The organism is Leptothoe sp. LEGE 181152 (assembly GCF_032906605.1).
GTDB classification, from domain to species: Bacteria; Cyanobacteriota; Cyanobacteriia; order Phormidesmidales; family Phormidesmidaceae; genus Leptothoe; species Leptothoe turfae.
This window is the reverse complement of record NZ_JASATU010000031.1, coordinates 76,516-94,852: the sequence shown is the minus strand read 5'-3', so window position 1 is coordinate 94,852 and position 18,337 is coordinate 76,516. Positions and strand designations below refer to the sequence as shown.

Here is an 18,337-nt window from a genome sequence, read left to right as displayed (position 1 = left end):
GACCCTCAATACTCTCCCAACAACGTTCTTAAATAATCAAACCCATCCACCCCAATCCACTGAATAATCCCCCGTCGCTGCCTCTGCAATACTTGCTCAAACGTCTCATCTCCCAACTCTCCCGATACCACTCGCAATAATCCTGCCCCCTGCCGCCACTCCGACGACCCAATTTGATGCAACAAATACATCCCTAACGCTCCATACAGCACTGACGCCTCTACATTCCCTAAGGCTCGCTGTGCCTCCGCCAAATACGTACAGGTTACCCCCTGCAAATATACATTTCCTGCCGCCTGGGTTAATGGCAACGCTTGCTCTAACGTTGCGATCGCCAACCCCGGCTGCCCTGCAATACTATAGGCAATCCCCATGCTGTTATAGGCCAACGCCTTACTCTGAAAATCCCCCAGGGTTTCTGCCAAGTCTCGCCCCCGCTCCAAATAGCCAATTGCCTGCTCATACACCGACAAATCCGGCGTATCGATTGCTCGCGCCGCAAACACCTCACTATAGCCATAGTTCACCAGCGCATTTGCTTCCCCCAAAACATCCCCCTGCTGCCGTGCCATAATTAGCGCCCGCTGGCTAAAGTTCTTTGCCTCCCCATAATTCTTCTGTAGCACATGCACCCTGGCCAGATGGTTAAAGCTGGCAATCACACAGCACTGATCCCCTGCAGCCGTTGAAATCTCTAAAGCCTCTTGATGAAACTCTAGCGCTGCCTCATACCGCCCCAATGTGCGCTGAGAATAGCCCAACAATGTCAGCAACCGCGCCTTCTCCTGTGTACCCGGCACCTGTTTTAGTGGTTCACTAAAATAATCCAAAGTATCTTGCAAATATCCCCCATCAAAGGCAGCAAACACACCTCCATACAAGGGGAAATCATCCCGCTGGGCAAAGCTCCGGAGACTTTGTTGCATCAGCTGAAATGAACTTCGACTCAGATGGGGCCGGCTAGCCTGAAAGCCTTGAGCCAAACTAGCTTCAATGTTGGCAAAAATCAAAAATGTAGAGTAGGAGAGTTTTTTGCCAAGTTTTACATTATAAGGTTGTTGATCAAACCACTTCACTAATCCCCGTTTGAGATAGTGCAACAAAATCGCTAGCTGCACCCAACTACTCTCATCTAGTCGGCTCCATCCCTCTGCTAGAGAAGTGACTGACTCTCCTTTTGCCAAAGCATCAAACAGCTGCTGAGCGACAGGAGACTCTAGCCGCTTTGCCCAATATTGCCAGGGACCACGGCGTTGCTCTGAGCCAAAACCAATATCTTTATCCCCCGCTTCATATAACCAACTAACCAGTTCTCCTTCCAATTGTCTAAAAGCCGCTAGTCCAGACTCGATCCCTTTTCCTAAAGTCCTATTGCTTTCAGCCTGTAAAGACTGGGCTAGCTGTTGCAGCTGATCACGAGTGGGTGGCTGATCTTGATTAGGATCCAACAGTTTAAGTAACGTATCGAGTTGGTCTTCCCCAACAGCTGACGAAAGCTGAGCCGTCACCGACGACACTTTTTCCTCAACCTGCCGTGTTTTTTGTAAATTCGCCCATTCCCCCTGCACCATTTTTAGGGCACGCACAATTCGAGGCCCTTTTAGCGATTTATCCTGCTCCGCCGTCTGCATCCGTTCCGCCAAACAGCGCTCAAATATTTCCCCGCTTCCCACAGGTAAACCATCTTTCAGTTGACGATACACTTGAGTCTTAGACCGAATTTTACCCTTTAGAGTAGCCTGAATCAGCCCTTCAATTAGATCAGAGCATTGAGCGACAACGGAATTACCAGAATTAAGGGACATAGGCTAACCGGGAGTATAACAACGGGAATCCCCCTTAGGATAACGATTGAACCCAAGTCATGTCATTGTTTGGGCATTAGTTACCCTTTATATAAAGATCGCCTGCAAAACATAAACCGTAGATTGGGTTACACCTACACCAATATCTCTCTCTGCCAACCCAAACGTCTTTAACTCAACATTGCCGCACGCCTATCGGAAATTATGGTAAATCGCCATATATAGTGTGGGATTGGATCAAACTATGCCAACCTCTCTCCTAAATTCTCCATAGCCAACATTGCTACTTAAATTTTGGTGATGTTGGGTTTCGTGCTCTCAACCCAATCTACGTTACTTACGAAAGGACACTCTTCCCTTTAGGAAAAATTGAGCATCAAAAAATTGAACAGCAATGATCATGATCACCCTATTGTGATGACACATCAAGGGCTGCACCCTGATAACAAGTCTTGTTCCCATATAATGCGCTATCGATAAATTCGATATATCCGCATATTTACTCAGGCTTCTAACACTAGGGGTTCCCCCTCTCAACTCATTAGTCAGAGAACTTCTCAAGTTTCTGGAAATTCGGCAATCCTTTATGTAGCAAGGAATTCAACTAAGATAACCTCTATACTTTTTCTGGAATGTCATGCTCTTGTTAAATAAATGTTGCAGCTATTGTTTCTAATTGCTAAGGTGTGACCCATGAATTGTTCGTGATGCAGTTTGAAATGATCACCCATGCATCATGACCAAACCACTCCCATGGGAAAAGCTATAGTTTACGCGGTCGTAAACCCTAGTTCTGGGCATGGCTCACGCTTAGTTTTCAATTCATCTGTGCAGTCGCTGATTTGGAGAATGATTGTAACTGCTGTTAGCACAGCTTATCTGACAACCAATTGACGCTCAAAATTGGTTTATGCCAAAGATCAGCAACGCTTTATACATGTAGAGGATTTCAGCATACATACATGAAATCCTCTATGTTTCCATCTCAATAATATTCAGATATCGGTACAGTCCTGGTTCACTTGCCTTGTTGAAGATATGAACCCAGGCCATTTTGGAGTTTTTTGATTATGGATATGCAAGGAAAGACGGCTCTGGTAACCGGAGCCTCACGTGGTATTGGCCGTGCAATTGCTATTGAACTCGCCAAACAAGGTTCTGGTTACATTTTACTTATCGCCCGTGATCTTCAGAAATTGAGAGAAGTGGCAGCAGAACTCCGTAAGTATGGGACTCAGGGTATCCCTCTCTCTGTTGATCTGACCGAGCCAACAGCAGTCAATATTGTTGTTGCCCAAGCATGGAAAGACTATGGGCCATTTGACCTACTGGTCAACTGTGCCGGTGTTGCCTACCAATCTAACTTTCTAAAAACCCCCCTCGGGCAAGCTCACACTGAACTATCGACCAACTTGATGGGACTATATACAGTTACCTGGCTTGTCGGACGACGGATGGCATCTCGTCGACAGGGCACCATTGTTAACGTCTCTAGCCTTATGGGTAAGGTGGCTGCACCGACGATGGCCACGTATTCAGCTACCAAGTTTGCCATTGTTGGCTTCACCCAAGCCCTTCGCCACGAATTAGCTGCCCATAACGTCCGTGTGGTCACACTGCTACCTTCTCTGACGGACACTGACATGGTGCAAGAGTTTAACTTGTTTCGTTGGGTACTTCCCCTCAGCACTGAAGAAGTTGCCCAAGGCCTCATAACTGGCCTAAAAAGCCGCAATTCAGAAATTGCTATTGGCTGGCAAAGCCATATGGCTTTATGGTTTCACCGATTTTTACCCCAAGCAATGGATGCCATCATCCGGCTGTCTAATCCGACTCAAGCTGCGCCGACATATCCCAGACCCAAAAGGGTATAAATCGCTGATATTTGCCTCAAACACGTTGCCCTTTTGCATGCGTATCTATACGTATTTTGTCCCATACCCCAGGTATTTTTTATGACCAACTGCCTGGGGCATTTTTCAAGTAAAGCAAGCTATAAAATTCTTATTTCAAGAAAGTTTGTTTATTTATTAAGTTTCTAAATTTTACCCATAGTTAAGTCAGGTACCTAAGCTTGGCTGAAGCTTACAGACCTTTGGCAGTTCTCATAGGCTGTTCATCATTACATCAGGGCTATTCAAAGGTTCCTCCAAATGCAGACGCTGTGAACAGGGCTAATAAAAAGCTATGGAGGGTGATCACCCCCAATACCATTCGGGATATTAGTGGCTAAGATGGTTAATATATTGACTTAATTGAATAAACAATGAGTTTCTAGAAGACTCAATTCTTCATATTTAAGTCAATAAGTTACGTCCAGTCCGTTGGACTATAAATAAGCGTTTTCCTGCTATTTTTGTAATCTTCACAGAAAATTAGTTGCTCGTTTCAAAAGGCACAATTTGGCAATTGGGTAGTTATACTAATAGGGTGTAACACCCCCCGTATAAGGCTTCGTAGTTACGAGCAGAAACGGATAACATCAACGATCTGAAGATCAGCAGTTATCCCGATTTGCGAACGAGGATCCGGAAAACCATGTTGTGGTTTGGGATCTATTTTCTGCGCATAAGGATTACCGGTTTATACACAAGCCTATGTTCTTTTATGCCTGTAGCGTTTCCTGTGTGTCACTCCCTTGTGTGTCACCAAAGTAGATGTCGAAGTTTATTTAAATTGACTTCAACATTACATAGGTCCAAGTGACCTAACTGAGAAAGAGGCTTATGCCGGGATTGTTGTTAAGTAGGTGACGAATGCCATGGTTGATGTGAAAGCACCTCCCTTACGGGAATACATTAACGTCATGGAACTGTTAGTAGCAGAAGAGGTTGAGCAACAGCTACGCCAGCTACCAACTCGTGTTCTTAAATATGTCAAACCGATTGAGGTTGAGACCTATGCCTTAAATCGGTTGCCTCCTCTATATGCAGTCAGTGAGAAAGGTTGGCAATCTCAATATCACAAGGCCAAATATGAACTGCGAAAAGAGATTAACAATGCTGTTAGGCAAGCCATTGCGGCAGTTCAGGTAGATCCTCTACGAGCCTCTCGTCCTTTGGTACGTCGCTCTGCGATTGCTGGAGCCAATGCAGCTTTGTTAGAGCAGTTTCGAGCTGCACTGGGGCAACCCAATTTAACTTGGGAGTCTCTGTTGCGTAAGTGCAAGCGGGCTGGTGCTGCCAGACGTGGAGCAGTGACTGGAGAAGCAGAACCACCTCTACCTACCAAGCCCTATGCAGCAGCGGCTGCCCACGATGTGGATGCTGCCCCCGATGCGGATGAGTATGCAGCAGCCTATGCATCTGAACATGCAGACCATATGGATCACCATGGAACCGTTTGGCGGCCAGGTACCTATGGTGAAACATCCTGGCATCCTAAGCGGAACTATGGCTATCAGACGCCAAAGCCTCCTTCCACCTCAACCTACGATTGGAATGATTCTCGATATCGGTGAAAATTTAATCTTGTAGAGGCGTTCCATGGAACGCCTCTACATCTTGTTAATTAGCGGGTTTCAACCATTTTCTGGGCGATCGCCAAGGCTTGTTTAACCTGCTCAAACCCGGTTCCGCCCAGGCTATTCCGAGCTGCGACAACTTGCTGCGGTGCGATCGCATCATAAATATCCTCTGCAAACGCGGGATGAATTGCCTGCCATTCTTCTAACGTCAGATCCTTAAGCAATTTGCCAGCCGCCAACGAGGTTTTGACCACTGTACCCACAAGGTTGTAAGCATCCCGAAAGGGTACTCCCTTAGCGGCTAAATAATCAGCCACATCGGTGGCATTGGAAAAGTCGTTAGCCACAGCTTCTGCCAATCGCTGCGGTCGAAACTCCAGTCCCTGATGCAGAAGAATCGTCATAGACTGCAGACAGGCCTGCACCGTACCCACGGTATCGAACAGCGCTTCTTTATCTTCTTGCAAGTCTTTGTTGTAGGCCAGAGGCAATCCCTTCATCATGGTCAACAAGCCCTGCAAATGGCCAAACACCCGCCCTGTCTTGCCTCGCACCAGCTCCGGCACATCGGGGTTTTTCTTTTGAGGCATAATACTCGACCCGGTGGAACAGCTGTCCGTGAGGGTGACAAATCGAAATTCTTCTGATGCCCAAAAAATCACCTCCTCGGCCAGACGTGATAAATGCACCATGATCAGGCTAGCGGCATTGACAAACTCAATGGCAAAGTCCCGATCGCTGACGGCATCCAGACTGTTGGCATAGATGCGTTCAAATCCTAGCTGATCGGCGGTGTACTGGCGATCGATGGGGAAGGTGGTCCCGGCCAAGGCTCCAGCTCCCAACGGAGAGGTATTAACACGTTTAGCTACATCGCCTAAACGCTCGTAGTCACGTTGGGCCATCTCTACGTAGGCAAGCAGGTGATGGGCCAGACTCAGGGGCTGAGCTCGCTGTAGATGGGTATAGCCAGGGATTAGGGTGTCTACGTGGACTGAGGCATGGGCTAGCAAGGCTTTTTGAAAGTCTCGGATCAAGGTGCGGATGGTTTTGATGTGCGATCGCAAATACAACCGAATATCCGTCCCCACCTGATCATTCCGCGAGCGTCCTGTATGCAACTTTTTGCCCAATGGCCCCAGCAGTTCAGTTAACCGACGTTCTACCGCAAAATGGACATCTTCTTCGTCCACACCAGGGGTAAACGTCCCTTGACGATATTCTTGGCGAATCGCCTCTAAACCATCCACCAACTGCTGACCTTCAACTTCAGAAATGATGCCAACCTTCGCCAACATCTTGGCATGGGCCTGGGACCCGGTCAGATCATAGTCAACCAGGGCAATATCAAACCCAATGCTGGCATTAAATTCTGCAATAACCGGATGTAATCCCGTCTCAAATCGCTGACTCCAGGGGGTAGGTGATGTACTCAAATCGTGAAAACTCCTGCCAATAATGAAGATGCCGACGCGCACCGCCTAAACTTACCCTAAAGCGCACTAGAAGACTATCCAATTACCTGTGCCTAACCTTAATAAGTAGTGATACCTCGAATTACATAGCCCACTACCATGCCAATGAGTAATGCCCACAGCTGACCTGAGTCCACAAAATTACCTAGAATATCCCCAGAGCGGTCAAAGAGATTATCCTCAAACTGCTGAGCGATCACAGGCATAGTAACGGCAGCAACTGGCTGATCCACAATTGGCGTAACAGGTGTGAAATCACCAAAAGCACTAGAGGATGTCTCGATTTTCATGGGGCTTACTAAAAATTTGGTAGATAAATAATCGGGCAAATCGATCATTGCACTACACCTAGATAACATCAAGCCATTTCCGGAATTATAGGGATTTTGCACAGAAAACCCTTACAATTCCAGAAATAATCGGCCACCCCCTACTCTTCAATTGCAGATAATTGCCGAAACTCAGCAGGTTGGGTCACCTTCATGACCACTAGCGTCGTATCGTCATCCTTAGAACGATCAGGACCAATAAAGTGACGCAATAAATTGAACAGATAGTCCAAAATCTCTTGGGAGCTTTCTAAGTTACGACAGGCCCAGCATACAGCCTTGATCAAATTGTCTTCATCAAAGCGCTCACCACGAATATTAGCTGCATCGGTAAAGCCGTCCGTATAAAAAATCACCACGTCACCTGGATACAGCTGCATTTGTCCCTCATGGTAACGGGTATCAATATCCAACCCCAGCAGCATACCGTCAGCATCTAACCGACTGATGGTATTGTTAGCCGCCTGCCAAAGCAGTGGTGGATTATGGGCTGCATTACCATAGGAAAATAGCTGGGTCCTGGGGTCATATTCTGCATAAAACAACGTCACAAACCGATTTGAACTCTCCAAATCGGTGTGCATAACGCAGTTGAGATTCTGCAGAATTTGCCCAGGGGAATGATCGTTGAGCACCTCTGCCCGCAACATGCCCCGCAACATGGTCATAATCAAACCTGCGGGCACACCCTTTCCCATCACATCACCAATGGCAATACTCCATGGTTGGGCGGATGATAATTGAGTCGCCGGATTACGTAACTGGTCGTAGGTAGTTGGAATGAAATCGTAGTAGTCTCCACCAACTTTTTGAGCCGTTTGACAGCGAGCGGCCAGATCCACACCCTCAATGATTGGGCACTGGCGAGGTAGCAATTTTTCTTGGATCTCCGCCCCTAGCTCTAGTTCTCTATCCAGCCGCTCTTTTTTACGTAGAGCCAAGGTCAACTCATCATTTTCAATCGCTACAGCTGTCTGGTCAGCCACCAATCGAACCAGCTTTTGCCGGGTCTCTGTCCAAGCATAGTCGCCATCATCACTAAATACATAGAGACGCCCACGCTCAACATTTTGAACAATGATGGATGTGCCAAATAGCTTCAGTTCTGGAGCCAGAAAGTGATTTAGCTGCTGATCCAAAGTCACCATGGCATTACGAGCTGCCTGATGGGTCAGAGCCACGGATTCGCCATCCGATCCTTTACCCCCTGACGAAACTGCCAGAGAAGACGTAATCTGACGTGTAGCCGACTCCAAGGCATAACGCACAGTCTGACAGGTGTCGTTAGTCGGACAATAAAGGCGCTCTAGGCGTAGCTGACCATTGGGACGAAACAATACCAGAGCACCGCCAGTCGCATCGGTTACCCGATTGGCAATCATTGGGATCAGCTCTAAAAACTGACTAATGTTGTTCAGGCTTCGCAGGGCAAACCCTAAAGAACTCAGCAAATCCTGGATTTTGTACTGCTCACGCTGTAGTCGAGCCACCAGTTCTTTGAGTGCAAAAACAGGTGTGCCGCCCGGTAGGGTGCTGCCCTCGGGAAGGGAATTAAAGGGTAGCGAGGGACTAGGCGACATAAGCACAATCGACAACACCGTCGATAGTTAGGAGCAGTAGGACAAAAAAACACCAGTGAATGCAAGGCAATATAGCGGTCAAAGTCACGCTTGGCAACTAGATATTTAAGGTTAACTATAAGTCTTCAAACAAACTTGCTAACGCAAAATTTTAGACACCAAGATAGCATCTCCGCCACAACCGTCAAGGGTATTTTGCTCATCCTGATGACTTTCCCTAGGGCCACTGCACTCGGTAGGTGTGGAAAACCTCACCTGCAACCTGCTTCGTGACCTTAGCTCCCATACGTTTAATCAACGCTCGCCAATGGGGTAAATCCACTAGTTCAACATCAGCGCCCAAATAGGTTTCTAAAATAGCCCAATTTTCTGCTAATTCTTCTTCTGGGTTAATGACATCAAAAATAAAATGCCCCCCTGGCTTTAAGCAGGGCTTTACAGCGGTCATTACCCGTTCCCAGTAGTCCAATGGATAATAGCAACTAAATCCAGTCGCGATTACCAAATCAAATGTCGCTGGTTCATAGTCGAGCTTATGGGCTGGGGCTAATTGAACACCCTTAAATAATTTTGAGTCCAGCTGAGGCCCCCGTTGATTGAGGGCCGCCTGGGCAACCTTGCTGATTTCTTGACCAACGAATACCGCTTTCCACTCTTTCCAGGGATAAATCAAAAAACTGAGGCCACAGCCAAGGTCTAAGCAGCGTTGACCTTTCTTAGGGCGGGCGACTTCCCAAAACTTAGTGGTAATACGCGGGGTTAAACTACCCGCCACCCACTCCCGAAATACCGCCATCTCTTCGACCTCATCCGGTAGCTCAAATGATTTACCTCCATACTCTTGGTCAAACCTTTGAGCTACTGCCTGTAGCTGGGAAACTACCATCCTTGGGTATCCTTCTCACTAAATAATCGAATTAATCGAATTAATTACAGGCGGTCAATCGCTAACGCCCCTTCAGTGCCTTGGTAAAGTTCTGACGATAGGAGGCACTAATAATAAACACAGGCCAAAGCAGTGTTAAATACAGCTTGCCGCTACTGAAGTTGGTGCGATTAAAGCCGGTCCAAAATTTCCAAGCGCCATAGCCATAACCGCCTAACAACAATAGTCCTAACAAAGTGGGCATAGATTTATCCTCGCAATGGTCAATAAAGTAATCAGTGCACTCAAGCTTATAGTTATAGCCGTTGGAAATTTTGTCTGCAGGATATTAATGCTGATAGTCATAGACCGTCAATGGCAATAGGTCATGGAACACAATACGCGTCACCTTATAGCAGTAGACTAGGTACTTTGAAGGCTTGCTTAATGAATATAAAGTTGAGCTTAACAAAGCAAGTACAATTGACACTGCATACATCTAGCACGGCAAAAGAAATGTAATCACTCAAAGCACATATTGCCTGAGTGTATTTCAAAGGTTAGCGTCGTTGTCTATTCACAGCTAACCTTCAATCAAAATTGTTTGAATTCTCATAACCCACAGGAGGAATTATGCGCGCAGTACTCATGGCTGGTGGTTCTGGAACCCGACTTCGACCGCTAACTTGTGACCTGCCAAAGCCCATGGTTCCTGTGCTCAATCGTCCAATTGCAGAACATATTGTCAATCTGCTAAAGCGACACGATATCAATGAAGTCATCGCTACGTTACACTACTTGCCCGATGTGATGCGTGACTATTTCCAGGATGGGCGCGACTTTGGTGTACAGATGACTTACGCGGTGGAGGAAGATCAGCCTTTGGGCACCGCAGGATGTGTGAAGAATATTGCTGAACTCCTGGATGACACATTTCTAGTCATTAGCGGCGACAGTATTACGGATTTTGACCTTAAAGAAGCGATTCGATTTCATAAGGAAAAAGGCTCTAAAGCAACCCTGGTCTTAACCCGCGTGCCAAACCCCATTGAATTTGGCGTAGTCATTACAGATGAAGACGGACGTATCAAGCGTTTTTTAGAAAAGCCCTCCACCAGTGAAATTTTCTCAGATACAGTCAACACTGGCACCTATATTCTTGAGCCTGAAGTCTTAGATTACCTACCTGAAAATCAAGAAAAGGACTTCTCTAAGGATCTGTTCCCTTTATTACTGGAAAAGGGGGAGCCGATGTACGGCTACGTGGCCGAAGGCTACTGGTGTGATGTGGGCCACCTCGAAGCCTACCGGGAAGCTCAGTATGATGCCCTTGAAGGCAAAGTATTGGTGGATTTTGCCTATCCTGCATCTTCCCCCGGTATCCATGTAGGTCAAAATACCCACATTGATCCAACCGCTGTGATCAAACCACCGGTTTTGATTGGCCGAAACTGTCGCATTGGGGCTCGGGTTACCTTAGAACCAGGCACAGTCATTGGTGACAATGTCACCGTTGGCAGTGATGCTGACCTTAAACGCCCCATCATTTGGAATGGAGCCATCATCGGTGATGAGACCCATTTACGAGCCTGTGTAATTGCCCGGGGTACTCGGGCCGATCGACGAGCTCACGTGTTAGAAGGTGCAGTGGTCGGTGCTCTCTCCACCGTCGGGGAGGAGGCACAAATTAGTCCAGGGGTCAGGGTATGGCCTAGTAAGCGGATTGAGTCTGGAGCCACACTCAATATCAACTTAATTTGGGGCAATACGGCCCAGCGCAATCTTTTTGGTCAGCGCGGTGTGACGGGGCTGGCCAATATTGATATTACCCCTGAGTTTGCAGTCAAATTGGGGGCAGCCTATGGGTCTACCCTGAAACCGGGGTCCTATGTCACCGTTTCCAGGGACCAGCGCAGTATTGCCCGCATGGTCTCCCGATCTTTGATTGCCGGGCTGATGTCTGTGGGTATCAATGTCCAAAATCTAGAAGCAACGGCCATTCCTGTGGCTCGCGTCATCCTCCCAACATTAGATGTTGCTGGTGGCATTCATGTCCGTCTGCATCCTGATCGGGCCGATCAAATCTTGATTGAGTTCTTTGACAAGAAGGGTATTGACATTCCCAAAGGCAAGGAAAAGAAAATTGAAGGAGCTTACTTCAAGGAAAATCTGCGGCGATCGCAAATCCATGAGATTGGCGAAGTCTCCTATCCAGCCAACCTAATAGACATCTACACCAGGGAATTCGAGAAACGACTGAATGTAGGCTCTATTCGCCACAGCAATTCTAAAGTCGTCATCGACTATGCCTATGCGGTTTCCGGTGCCGTCCTACCGAGATTGCTAGGAAAATTTGGTTGTGATGCCGTTGTGCTAAACGCTAGTCTGAGCCAAACTGCTCCCTCCATGGCCGAGCGAGAACACATGTTAGGCCAGTTGGGGCAGGTAGTTCAGGCTCTACAAGCTACAGTTGGGGTACAGGTAGCGGCCAATGGCGAACAGCTAGTGCTGATGGATGAGGTGGGCTCACCGATTCGCGGAGAAATGTTAACGGCTCTGATGACCCACATGATTCTGACGGCCCATCCCCAGGGAACAGTAGTTGTACCGGTTCATACCTCTGGAGCCATTGAGCAAATTGCTCGTCGCCATGGTGGCCATGTCGTTCGCACCAAAGCTAACCCAACTGCCCTCATGGAAGCTTGTCAGGCCAGCAGCAATGTTGTTCTAGGTGGCAGCGGTGACATGGGCTTTATCTTCCCTCAACTCCACCCTGGTTTTGATGCCATGTTCTGCATCGCCAAGTTAATCGAAATGTTAACTATCCAGGAACAGTCCTTGGGCCGTATCTGGGGTGACTTACCCAGAATTTCCCATCGAGTACAAACTCTACGTTGCCCATGGACTATCAAAGGTGCACTGATGCGTTATCTTGTGGAGAGTCATCCCGCTGATACTCTTGAACTGGTGGATGGTGTCAAAATAGTTGACCGTACTCGCGATAACTGGGTGTTGATTTTACCTGACGCTGGCGATCCGCTGGTCCATATCTTTGCCAATAGCGCCGACCGTGATTGGGTAGATACCCATCTACAGGACTATCGCCAACGGGTTCAAAGTTTCATTGAAAAAGAGCAAGGTATTCGAGAGGAACAAGTCGTATGAATCATTGCATCCTCATGGGCGAGATTGTCGAGAGCCCACAGCTGCGCTACACCTCCGACAACCAAACCCCCATTGCCGAATTTAAGATCAAAATAGCTGGGCTGCGCCCAGATGATAGCCCATCGCAGTTTAAGGCCGTTGGTTGGGGCAACCTGGCACAGACAATTCAAGACGCTAGCTACGGTCCTGGTGATCGAGTCGTGGTTGAAGGTCGATTAACCATGAAAACCGTTGATCGACCTGAAGGGTTTCGTGAAAAGCAAGCGGAAATCACCGTCCAACGTCTGCACCGCATTGCCGAGATGCAATCTATGCTGATGGCAGCGGCACCTCCCATCGCTGAAGGTAGTCATAGCGGCAGTCGTCCAGCTGCCTCGACTCCTCAGCCAAGCAGCCCACCGACTAATACCACGACGCCTGATTACGACGAAATTCCGTTCTAGTCATAGCCTTATAGAGGTAGTCTGCGATTATGAAGTTGTCAATTAATGGCCCACCTAAGTTTATTCGGCGCGGGTGGGTCATTAATTATTGATAGTTAGACTTACAGATATCCCTGCAAAAAATCAAACGGCTCGTCTTCCCAACAAGGCTCTGGATAGAGCTGCCTTAAACGAATACAGACATCGATCAAAATTTCTTCGACTTGCAGGTCATCAAATATATCCTCCAAAGCCTGTTCATCACGATGCCGCAAAGCGGTCAACGGTTCTGCATGGAACGTCAGTGGCTTTAGGAATGGATGAATTTGAGATTGCTGTCGCGCATGACGAACGTCCTGCCAAGAACATGTCCAAGAGTCTTGGGTAGAAGTTTTATCAGTGAACGAGGAAAAACGAGATTTTGGCTCAACTCCTATTACAGTCTGAGCAACCGAATAAAAACCATTAGAGGGCTTGGCTTCAGGAAAATTAGTGTCGGGCATAGGCTGAATGTCCGTTATCAAACCATTGTATTGGTCCATAAGACAGTTCGCTATTCTAGACAACAAACATCAAGCTCTAGACAACAAACATCAAGCACCCGTGAGGCTATTTCTAACGCCCGACCTGTTGAAATAATTGAACTCAATCCCGACTCTGTAGGCCTATGCATAATGATTAGATGCCAGTCCTACGTAGTAATGCCTAAACTTTTATATCTTCAGCATGGCGACGCCAGCTGGTTGGTGATTCTTCCAGATACTGAGCTGATAGTCGAAATACCTCAGTAAAATGCTGGACAAGTATGGGTTTCACCTCGGCTAACGTAATGCCATGCACAAACTGAGCCATAGAGCCAACCGGTCGATCAGCTATACCACAAGGGGTAATGCGCTCAAAGCCTGATAAATCTGGACAAATATTCAGAGCAAACCCATGCATGGTGATCCACCGGCTGACCTTAATGCCAATTGCAGCCACTTTATAATCATCAACCCATACACCAGTCAAACCTTGAATGCGCTTGGCTAAAAGGTTGTAGTGAGCAAGCGTACGAATCACAACCTCTTCTAACTGGCGCAGATACCAATGCAAATCTTTGCGATGGTAATGCAAATTCAAAATGGGATACCCCACTAATTGGCCAGGGCAATGATAAGTGACTTCACCGCCACGTTCTACTCGATGCACTTTATAACTGGGATTAGTTAAATCAAAATGCACAAACTGCTCTTGCGAGCCAGCGCCCAGGGTATATACCGGAGGGTGCTCAGTCAACACCAGAACATCGTCTGCGTTAGAGTCCTGTTTACGTGTAGACACCAATTCTTTCTGATATTCCCAAGCCAATTTATAGGCGATTAAGCCAATATCTTGAACAATAAGCTTTCTATCTTCAGTCACTATAAGAATGTTGATTCTGTATCAGCTTTTCGTCACTTTATACCTGCTTTAACTGACTTTATATATGCAAAAAAATGAATGTAGTAGAGTCAGAAAAATACTGAGATATCGAGTAATTCAGAACTATCTATACATCACAAGAGAAAGATTAAAAAAGTATTAAGGGTCGCAAAAATCAACCCCCCTTCCCAAGGAGGGGATCAATGTTCACAAGTGCTAGAACCCCTATTGTACAAGAAATTTTGTGATCTTGAGGGAACACATAAGACTCAAATCATCCCGCGCTAATCCTAAAGATTTATCAACGGATAAAAATGTTTCTAAACAGAAAAAATCTCTCAGAATTAAAGTGCTAGGGTGAAACTAATCGCTTATCTTCTATCAGTGGAGGCAGCTTTATGAAGCTTGTTATCCAAGGAAAAAATCTTGAAATTACAGAGGCTATTCGCCAACATGTTTCACAAAAAATTGAGAAGTCAGTTAGCCATTTTCAACGAATGATCAATAAGGTTGATGTTTGTTTGTCTGTGGCTGGTGGTACAAAAATGCCCAATCGGCAGTATGCAGAAGTTACAGTTCATGTAAACCGCGCTGTAGTAAGGGCCGAAGAAAGCAGCGAAAGCCTATATGCCAGTATTGATTTAGTAGCGGATAAGATTTGTCGGCAGCTTCGCAAATACAAGGAAAAACGTCGCAGTTCTGATCATGTATCAGTGCGTTCCATGGAGATTGATACTACTTCTCAGGATGCGAATTTGCACGTCACTGAGCTGTTAGAGCAGGGCCGGCCCCAACTGCCAGCAGAGGTAGTTAGAACAAAATATTTTGCAATGGCTCCCATGTCAGTGCAAGAAGCCCTGGAAAATCTACAGCTTATTGATCACGATTTTTATGTGTTTTACAACTTGGAGACTGACCAAATCAACGTGATATATGAAAGGAATCACGGTGGGTATGGACTGATTCAGCCTCGTCCTGCGGGTGCCAATAATGGCCATGGCAACGGCCATAGTGCCCATGTGTCTGTTAGCAATAACGGACATCTTCAGACCGATAAACATCACCTGCAATCCGCACCTCTGCGCAATTAGATGTCAGTAGGTAAGGCATCTATTGTGCACCTTTAACCTTCAAAGCCGTTGACATGCCTGACAGTGCATACCAACGGCTTTATTTTTAGGTTGAGAGTGCCAACGCCCCAGTCTATTGATTCAGATTATCGATGCTATCTACATCAGAGATAACATCGTAGGTTTGATTAGCAAAGGTTACCCGGTCTCCTGCCCATAGTTTGCGACCGCGTCGTAACTCTACCTCATCGTTCACTCGTACATGGCCAGCCTGAATCAGATGTTTGGCTTCACCGCCGGATTGAACTAAGTCATTGAGCTTTAGGAACTGGCTTAGTTTTATAACGTGTTCGGACATGATGGATATTCAAAGGCAATAGTTAGTTCTCTAAGACAACGACGTTAGGATAACTTCAAAGCACTGACGGGTACATCATCCCAAGAGTCTACAGTGCGCAATCGAGCGACCCAACCAGCTTCTTTTTGCTCATCTGTTAATGATGCTTGAAACGTTGCATGGCATTCTTCAGCAGCATTTTGATCACAACAAGCGATGGCAGAGTAGACAATCCCAGAGGGATCTATATGCTCATTTACCCAAATCATAAAAGTCAAACTAGTGTGGGTAGAGGTTATGCAGCTGCTGGCTCACCTGATAAGCTCTGGATTGTTTGCTGCATCTCAGCAATGGCTTGCAACTGGTAGTCATTGACCTCTTGGAACCGTTCTAGCGTAACAAATACTCCATCCAGCATGTGTTGGATAGTATCCATTTTTTCAGCCGCAGGACCCATATACTCGTTACGGGTTGCGATCGCACGCTCCAAACCAGCCCAATCCTTAATCGCCTGCTCAAACGTGTCTCGTTCCTTCTCCAGATTAGACCGCTGATTGTCCAACTCAGACTGCTTAGTATCTACCTGCTGCTGTAATGAGTTACAGCGATTTTCCAACTCAGCAATTAACTTCTCTAACTCCACAGCCTGGGTCGCTAGCTCCTGACGGACCTGATCGATATGTTCCAGCACTGGCTCCAAATCAGCTGCATTTTCCACAGGGCTATCAACAGTTGCCTGACCCTGACGCCGCAATAAAACAGCTCGATGCTGGCTTAGTACCTCTTCCCGTTCCAGCAAATTACGGCGCTGACCAACCAAGGTTTTATTGAGCATATCGTAACGATCTTGCTCGTCACTGATATCAGCTTCAATCTGCATCCTGTCATACTCGCTAGCAGCTTCCGCTTTCTGCTTCAGCTCATCAATCGCCTGCTGCTGGTATGTCAGCTCTTCCTCTTGGTCACTAACAAAGCGAGACATCTTTTCCAAATCTGTTTCCATACCCATCAGCAAAGCCTCAAGGTCTTCGATAGACATCTCCTCAAGTTTGGTGAGGTCAATTTTCTTGCCCAAACGTACCTGATCACCAGTATTCAGCAGCTCATAGACCTTTTGATATACTCCACTCTGCTGATTAATCTGCTCTGATACCAGTTGGTTTTGCTGCTTTTTCTGAGCAAGCTTTACCTTTGATTCCCGCAATTCTATACATAGTGCATTGAAAGCGCTGCGATCAGCATCAACAGTCTGGTAAAGCTGCTGCACCGACTGCTTGAATCGCTCTACATCATGGCTCTTAGATTGCAGCTGATCCTGTTGTTCAGAGCCAGTCTGCTGCAAACCTTGTAAAATGATTTGATACTGCCCCAGGGAATCACGAGTGCTACCAAGTTGCTGACGCAGGTCCTCCATTGGCACTACGTTAACCATCAACTGCTCAACGGCATCTCTTAGCTTTTGCGTCTGGCTCGAATCTAAACCTGTCTGAGACGATAACGTTTCACGATGCTCTTCAAGCCTTTGTTTCTCTCCGTTTAAGTGCGCCCATGCGCCCTCCAGCTCAGAGTTTTTGCGTTCGTAGTCTTGGCGCTGTTCATCTAGCTCAGCGCGAAATGTCTCTAACTCTTGCTTTTGCGTATCTAACTCAGAGAGTTCAGTCGCCGCCTGCTTGATTTCATCTTCGCGGGTATCTAACTCCAGCTCACGTTGATTAAGCGCCTGACTTTGATAGGTTAGGGACTCTTTCCACTGTTCAATCTCGTCTTCTTGAGTTTTAAATTTTTTGTTGAGACTAGAAAAATTTTGCAGGATGCTGACCAACTGACGTCCCGCCTCATAATGACGCTGAACCTGACGACCATTGGACAGCTCAATTAAAATCAGCGCGCCAGAGCTATAACCTGCATCATCTGGAGCTGGGACTAGTTCGTCTCCAGAGACAGCACTCCAATTTTGCTCCGAGCGCTCACAAGCTAAGAGTTTAAACTCAGCTCGGCTGCTGCCCATAAATCCACTTTTTTTCTGAACCTCGGCCAAATAACGCACGCTGGCATCCCCTTCGTCTATACAAATAGCTACCGGAAACAGCTACTCAGTTACACAATATCCACGTCTCGTTTAGTTAGTAATATAGAAGCTTAAGGCACTGTATTTATCAAAATATTGAAGCAAAATCAATAGCCAAACGATATTTATCTGAGCGACTCTAGACCTAATAATCCCAAGCTATTCGCTAGTGTATACGTGTCCGATGGAAACCTCTAACCTATAAAAAACAATTCTCCCAAAAGCGCTAAACCATGGAGGTTAACTATCACTTCAATGAATTAATTCCTCTCTAATATGTACATTCCTACGTGCGCATACGGCTAATCAATAGACACCACCACATACCATTCACATAAAAAATGTCACTTT

16 protein-coding genes are annotated in these 18,337 nt (G+C 46.7%); 5 read left to right on the top strand and 11 right to left on the bottom strand.

Annotation, left to right across the window (positions count from 1 at the left end):
- Positions 1-5 precede the first annotated feature (5 nt).
- Positions 6-1,805 carry a tetratricopeptide repeat protein gene (locus QGP82_RS17130; RefSeq protein ID WP_163666997.1) on the bottom strand — a complete coding sequence of 600 codons (1,800 nt, stop codon included), beginning with the start codon at positions 1,803-1,805 and terminating at the stop codon, positions 6-8.
- 1,070 nt (positions 1,806-2,875) lie between these two features.
- Between QGP82_RS17130 and QGP82_RS17125 the strand changes: the two genes are divergently transcribed.
- Both QGP82_RS17125 and QGP82_RS17120 read left to right on the top strand, forming a co-directional pair.
- A complete protein-coding gene (locus QGP82_RS17125) occupies positions 2,876-3,679 on the top strand; it encodes an SDR family NAD(P)-dependent oxidoreductase (RefSeq protein ID WP_499060440.1) in 804 nt (267 codons plus the stop codon).
- An 887-nt stretch (positions 3,680-4,566) separates the two neighbouring features.
- The gene (locus QGP82_RS17120) at positions 4,567-5,265 is read left to right on the top strand and encodes a late competence development ComFB family protein (protein ID WP_250565065.1); all 699 of its coding nucleotides are present in this window, start codon (positions 4,567-4,569) and stop codon (positions 5,263-5,265) included.
- A gap of 50 nt (positions 5,266-5,315) precedes the next feature.
- Here QGP82_RS17120 and argH read toward each other — a convergent pair whose 3' ends face one another.
- The 5 genes from argH to QGP82_RS17095 form a co-directional block, all read right to left on the bottom strand.
- Positions 5,316-6,707 (bottom strand): argininosuccinate lyase, encoded by a 1,392-nt coding sequence (gene argH, locus QGP82_RS17115; RefSeq protein ID WP_163666993.1) that lies wholly within the window; start codon positions 6,705-6,707, stop codon positions 5,316-5,318.
- A 98-nt stretch (positions 6,708-6,805) separates the two neighbouring features.
- The gene (locus QGP82_RS17110; protein ID WP_163661785.1) at positions 6,806-7,036 is read right to left on the bottom strand and encodes a hypothetical protein; all 231 of its coding nucleotides are present in this window, start codon (positions 7,034-7,036) and stop codon (positions 6,806-6,808) included.
- 140 nt (positions 7,037-7,176) lie between these two features.
- Positions 7,177-8,655 (bottom strand): PP2C family protein-serine/threonine phosphatase, encoded by a 1,479-nt coding sequence (locus QGP82_RS17105; RefSeq protein WP_006517825.1) that lies wholly within the window; start codon positions 8,653-8,655, stop codon positions 7,177-7,179.
- Positions 8,656-8,872: 217 nt separating this feature from the next.
- Positions 8,873-9,541: a class I SAM-dependent methyltransferase gene (locus QGP82_RS17100; protein ID WP_490795940.1), complete on the bottom strand. Its 669-nt coding sequence runs from the start codon at positions 9,539-9,541 to the stop codon at positions 8,873-8,875.
- Positions 9,542-9,602: 61 nt separating this feature from the next.
- Positions 9,603-9,785, bottom strand: a complete 183-nt coding sequence (locus tag QGP82_RS17095; protein ID WP_163666989.1) for a hypothetical protein — start codon at positions 9,783-9,785, stop codon at positions 9,603-9,605.
- A gap of 368 nt (positions 9,786-10,153) precedes the next feature.
- Between QGP82_RS17095 and QGP82_RS17090 the strand changes: the two genes are divergently transcribed.
- Together QGP82_RS17090 and QGP82_RS17085 are read left to right on the top strand one after the other, a co-directional pair.
- The gene (locus QGP82_RS17090; protein WP_163666987.1) at positions 10,154-12,685 is read left to right on the top strand and encodes a sugar phosphate nucleotidyltransferase; all 2,532 of its coding nucleotides are present in this window, start codon (positions 10,154-10,156) and stop codon (positions 12,683-12,685) included.
- Positions 12,682-13,128 (top strand): single-stranded DNA-binding protein, encoded by a 447-nt coding sequence (locus tag QGP82_RS17085; protein ID WP_163666985.1) that lies wholly within the window; start codon positions 12,682-12,684, stop codon positions 13,126-13,128. The genes QGP82_RS17090 and QGP82_RS17085 overlap by 4 nt, the downstream gene beginning before the upstream one ends.
- A 101-nt stretch (positions 13,129-13,229) precedes the next feature.
- Here QGP82_RS17085 and QGP82_RS17080 read toward each other — a convergent pair whose 3' ends face one another.
- Both QGP82_RS17080 and lipB read right to left on the bottom strand, forming a co-directional pair.
- Positions 13,230-13,610: a hypothetical protein gene (locus tag QGP82_RS17080; protein ID WP_250565064.1), complete on the bottom strand. Its 381-nt coding sequence runs from the start codon at positions 13,608-13,610 to the stop codon at positions 13,230-13,232.
- Between the two features lie 202 nt (positions 13,611-13,812).
- A complete protein-coding gene (gene lipB, locus QGP82_RS17075; RefSeq protein WP_348918135.1) occupies positions 13,813-14,511 on the bottom strand; it encodes a lipoyl(octanoyl) transferase LipB in 699 nt (232 codons plus the stop codon).
- Between the two features lie 398 nt (positions 14,512-14,909).
- On the opposite strand from lipB, the gene hpf reads away from it, so the two are divergent.
- Positions 14,910-15,602, top strand: a complete 693-nt coding sequence (gene hpf, locus QGP82_RS17070; protein ID WP_163666983.1) for a ribosome hibernation-promoting factor, HPF/YfiA family — start codon at positions 14,910-14,912, stop codon at positions 15,600-15,602.
- 112 nt (positions 15,603-15,714) lie between these two features.
- Here the strand turns inward: hpf and QGP82_RS17065 are convergent, their stop codons facing one another.
- The 3 genes from QGP82_RS17065 to hmpF are packed head-to-tail and all read right to left on the bottom strand — an operon-like array spanning position 15,715 to position 17,965.
- Complete coding sequence (locus QGP82_RS17065) at positions 15,715-15,939, bottom strand: RNA-binding S4 domain-containing protein (protein WP_163666981.1); 225 nt, start codon at positions 15,937-15,939, stop codon at positions 15,715-15,717.
- 44 nt (positions 15,940-15,983) lie between these two features.
- On the bottom strand, positions 15,984-16,187 hold the full coding sequence (locus QGP82_RS17060) for a hypothetical protein (RefSeq protein ID WP_006517816.1): 204 nt from the start codon (positions 16,185-16,187) through the stop codon (positions 15,984-15,986).
- Positions 16,188-16,213: 26 nt separating this feature from the next.
- Positions 16,214-17,965 (bottom strand): pilus motility taxis protein HmpF, encoded by a 1,752-nt coding sequence (gene hmpF, locus QGP82_RS17055; RefSeq protein WP_499060435.1) that lies wholly within the window; start codon positions 17,963-17,965, stop codon positions 16,214-16,216.
- Positions 17,966-18,337: the final 372 nt, after the last annotated feature.

Coding starts and splice junctions, on each gene's coding strand:
- QGP82_RS17130 (WP_163666997.1), bottom strand. CDS start 1,805: ATGTCCCTTAATTCTGGTAATTCCGTTGTCGCTCAATGCTCTGATCTA.
- QGP82_RS17125 (WP_499060440.1), top strand. CDS start 2,876: ATGGATATGCAAGGAAAGACGGCTCTGGTAACCGGAGCCTCACGTGGT.
- QGP82_RS17120 (WP_250565065.1), top strand. CDS start 4,567: ATGGTTGATGTGAAAGCACCTCCCTTACGGGAATACATTAACGTCATG.
- QGP82_RS17110 (WP_163661785.1), bottom strand. CDS start 7,036: ATGAAAATCGAGACATCCTCTAGTGCTTTTGGTGATTTCACACCTGTT.
- QGP82_RS17105 (WP_006517825.1), bottom strand. CDS start 8,655: ATGTCGCCTAGTCCCTCGCTACCCTTTAATTCCCTTCCCGAGGGCAGC.
- QGP82_RS17100 (WP_490795940.1), bottom strand. CDS start 9,541: ATGGTAGTTTCCCAGCTACAGGCAGTAGCTCAAAGGTTTGACCAAGAG.
- QGP82_RS17095 (WP_163666989.1), bottom strand. CDS start 9,785: ATGCCCACTTTGTTAGGACTATTGTTGTTAGGCGGTTATGGCTATGGC.
- QGP82_RS17090 (WP_163666987.1), top strand. CDS start 10,154: ATGCGCGCAGTACTCATGGCTGGTGGTTCTGGAACCCGACTTCGACCG.
- QGP82_RS17085 (WP_163666985.1), top strand. CDS start 12,682: ATGAATCATTGCATCCTCATGGGCGAGATTGTCGAGAGCCCACAGCTG.
- QGP82_RS17080 (WP_250565064.1), bottom strand. CDS start 13,610: ATGCCCGACACTAATTTTCCTGAAGCCAAGCCCTCTAATGGTTTTTAT.
- hpf (WP_163666983.1), top strand. CDS start 14,910: ATGAAGCTTGTTATCCAAGGAAAAAATCTTGAAATTACAGAGGCTATT.
- QGP82_RS17065 (WP_163666981.1), bottom strand. CDS start 15,939: ATGTCCGAACACGTTATAAAACTAAGCCAGTTCCTAAAGCTCAATGAC.
- QGP82_RS17060 (WP_006517816.1), bottom strand. CDS start 16,187: ATGATTTGGGTAAATGAGCATATAGATCCCTCTGGGATTGTCTACTCT.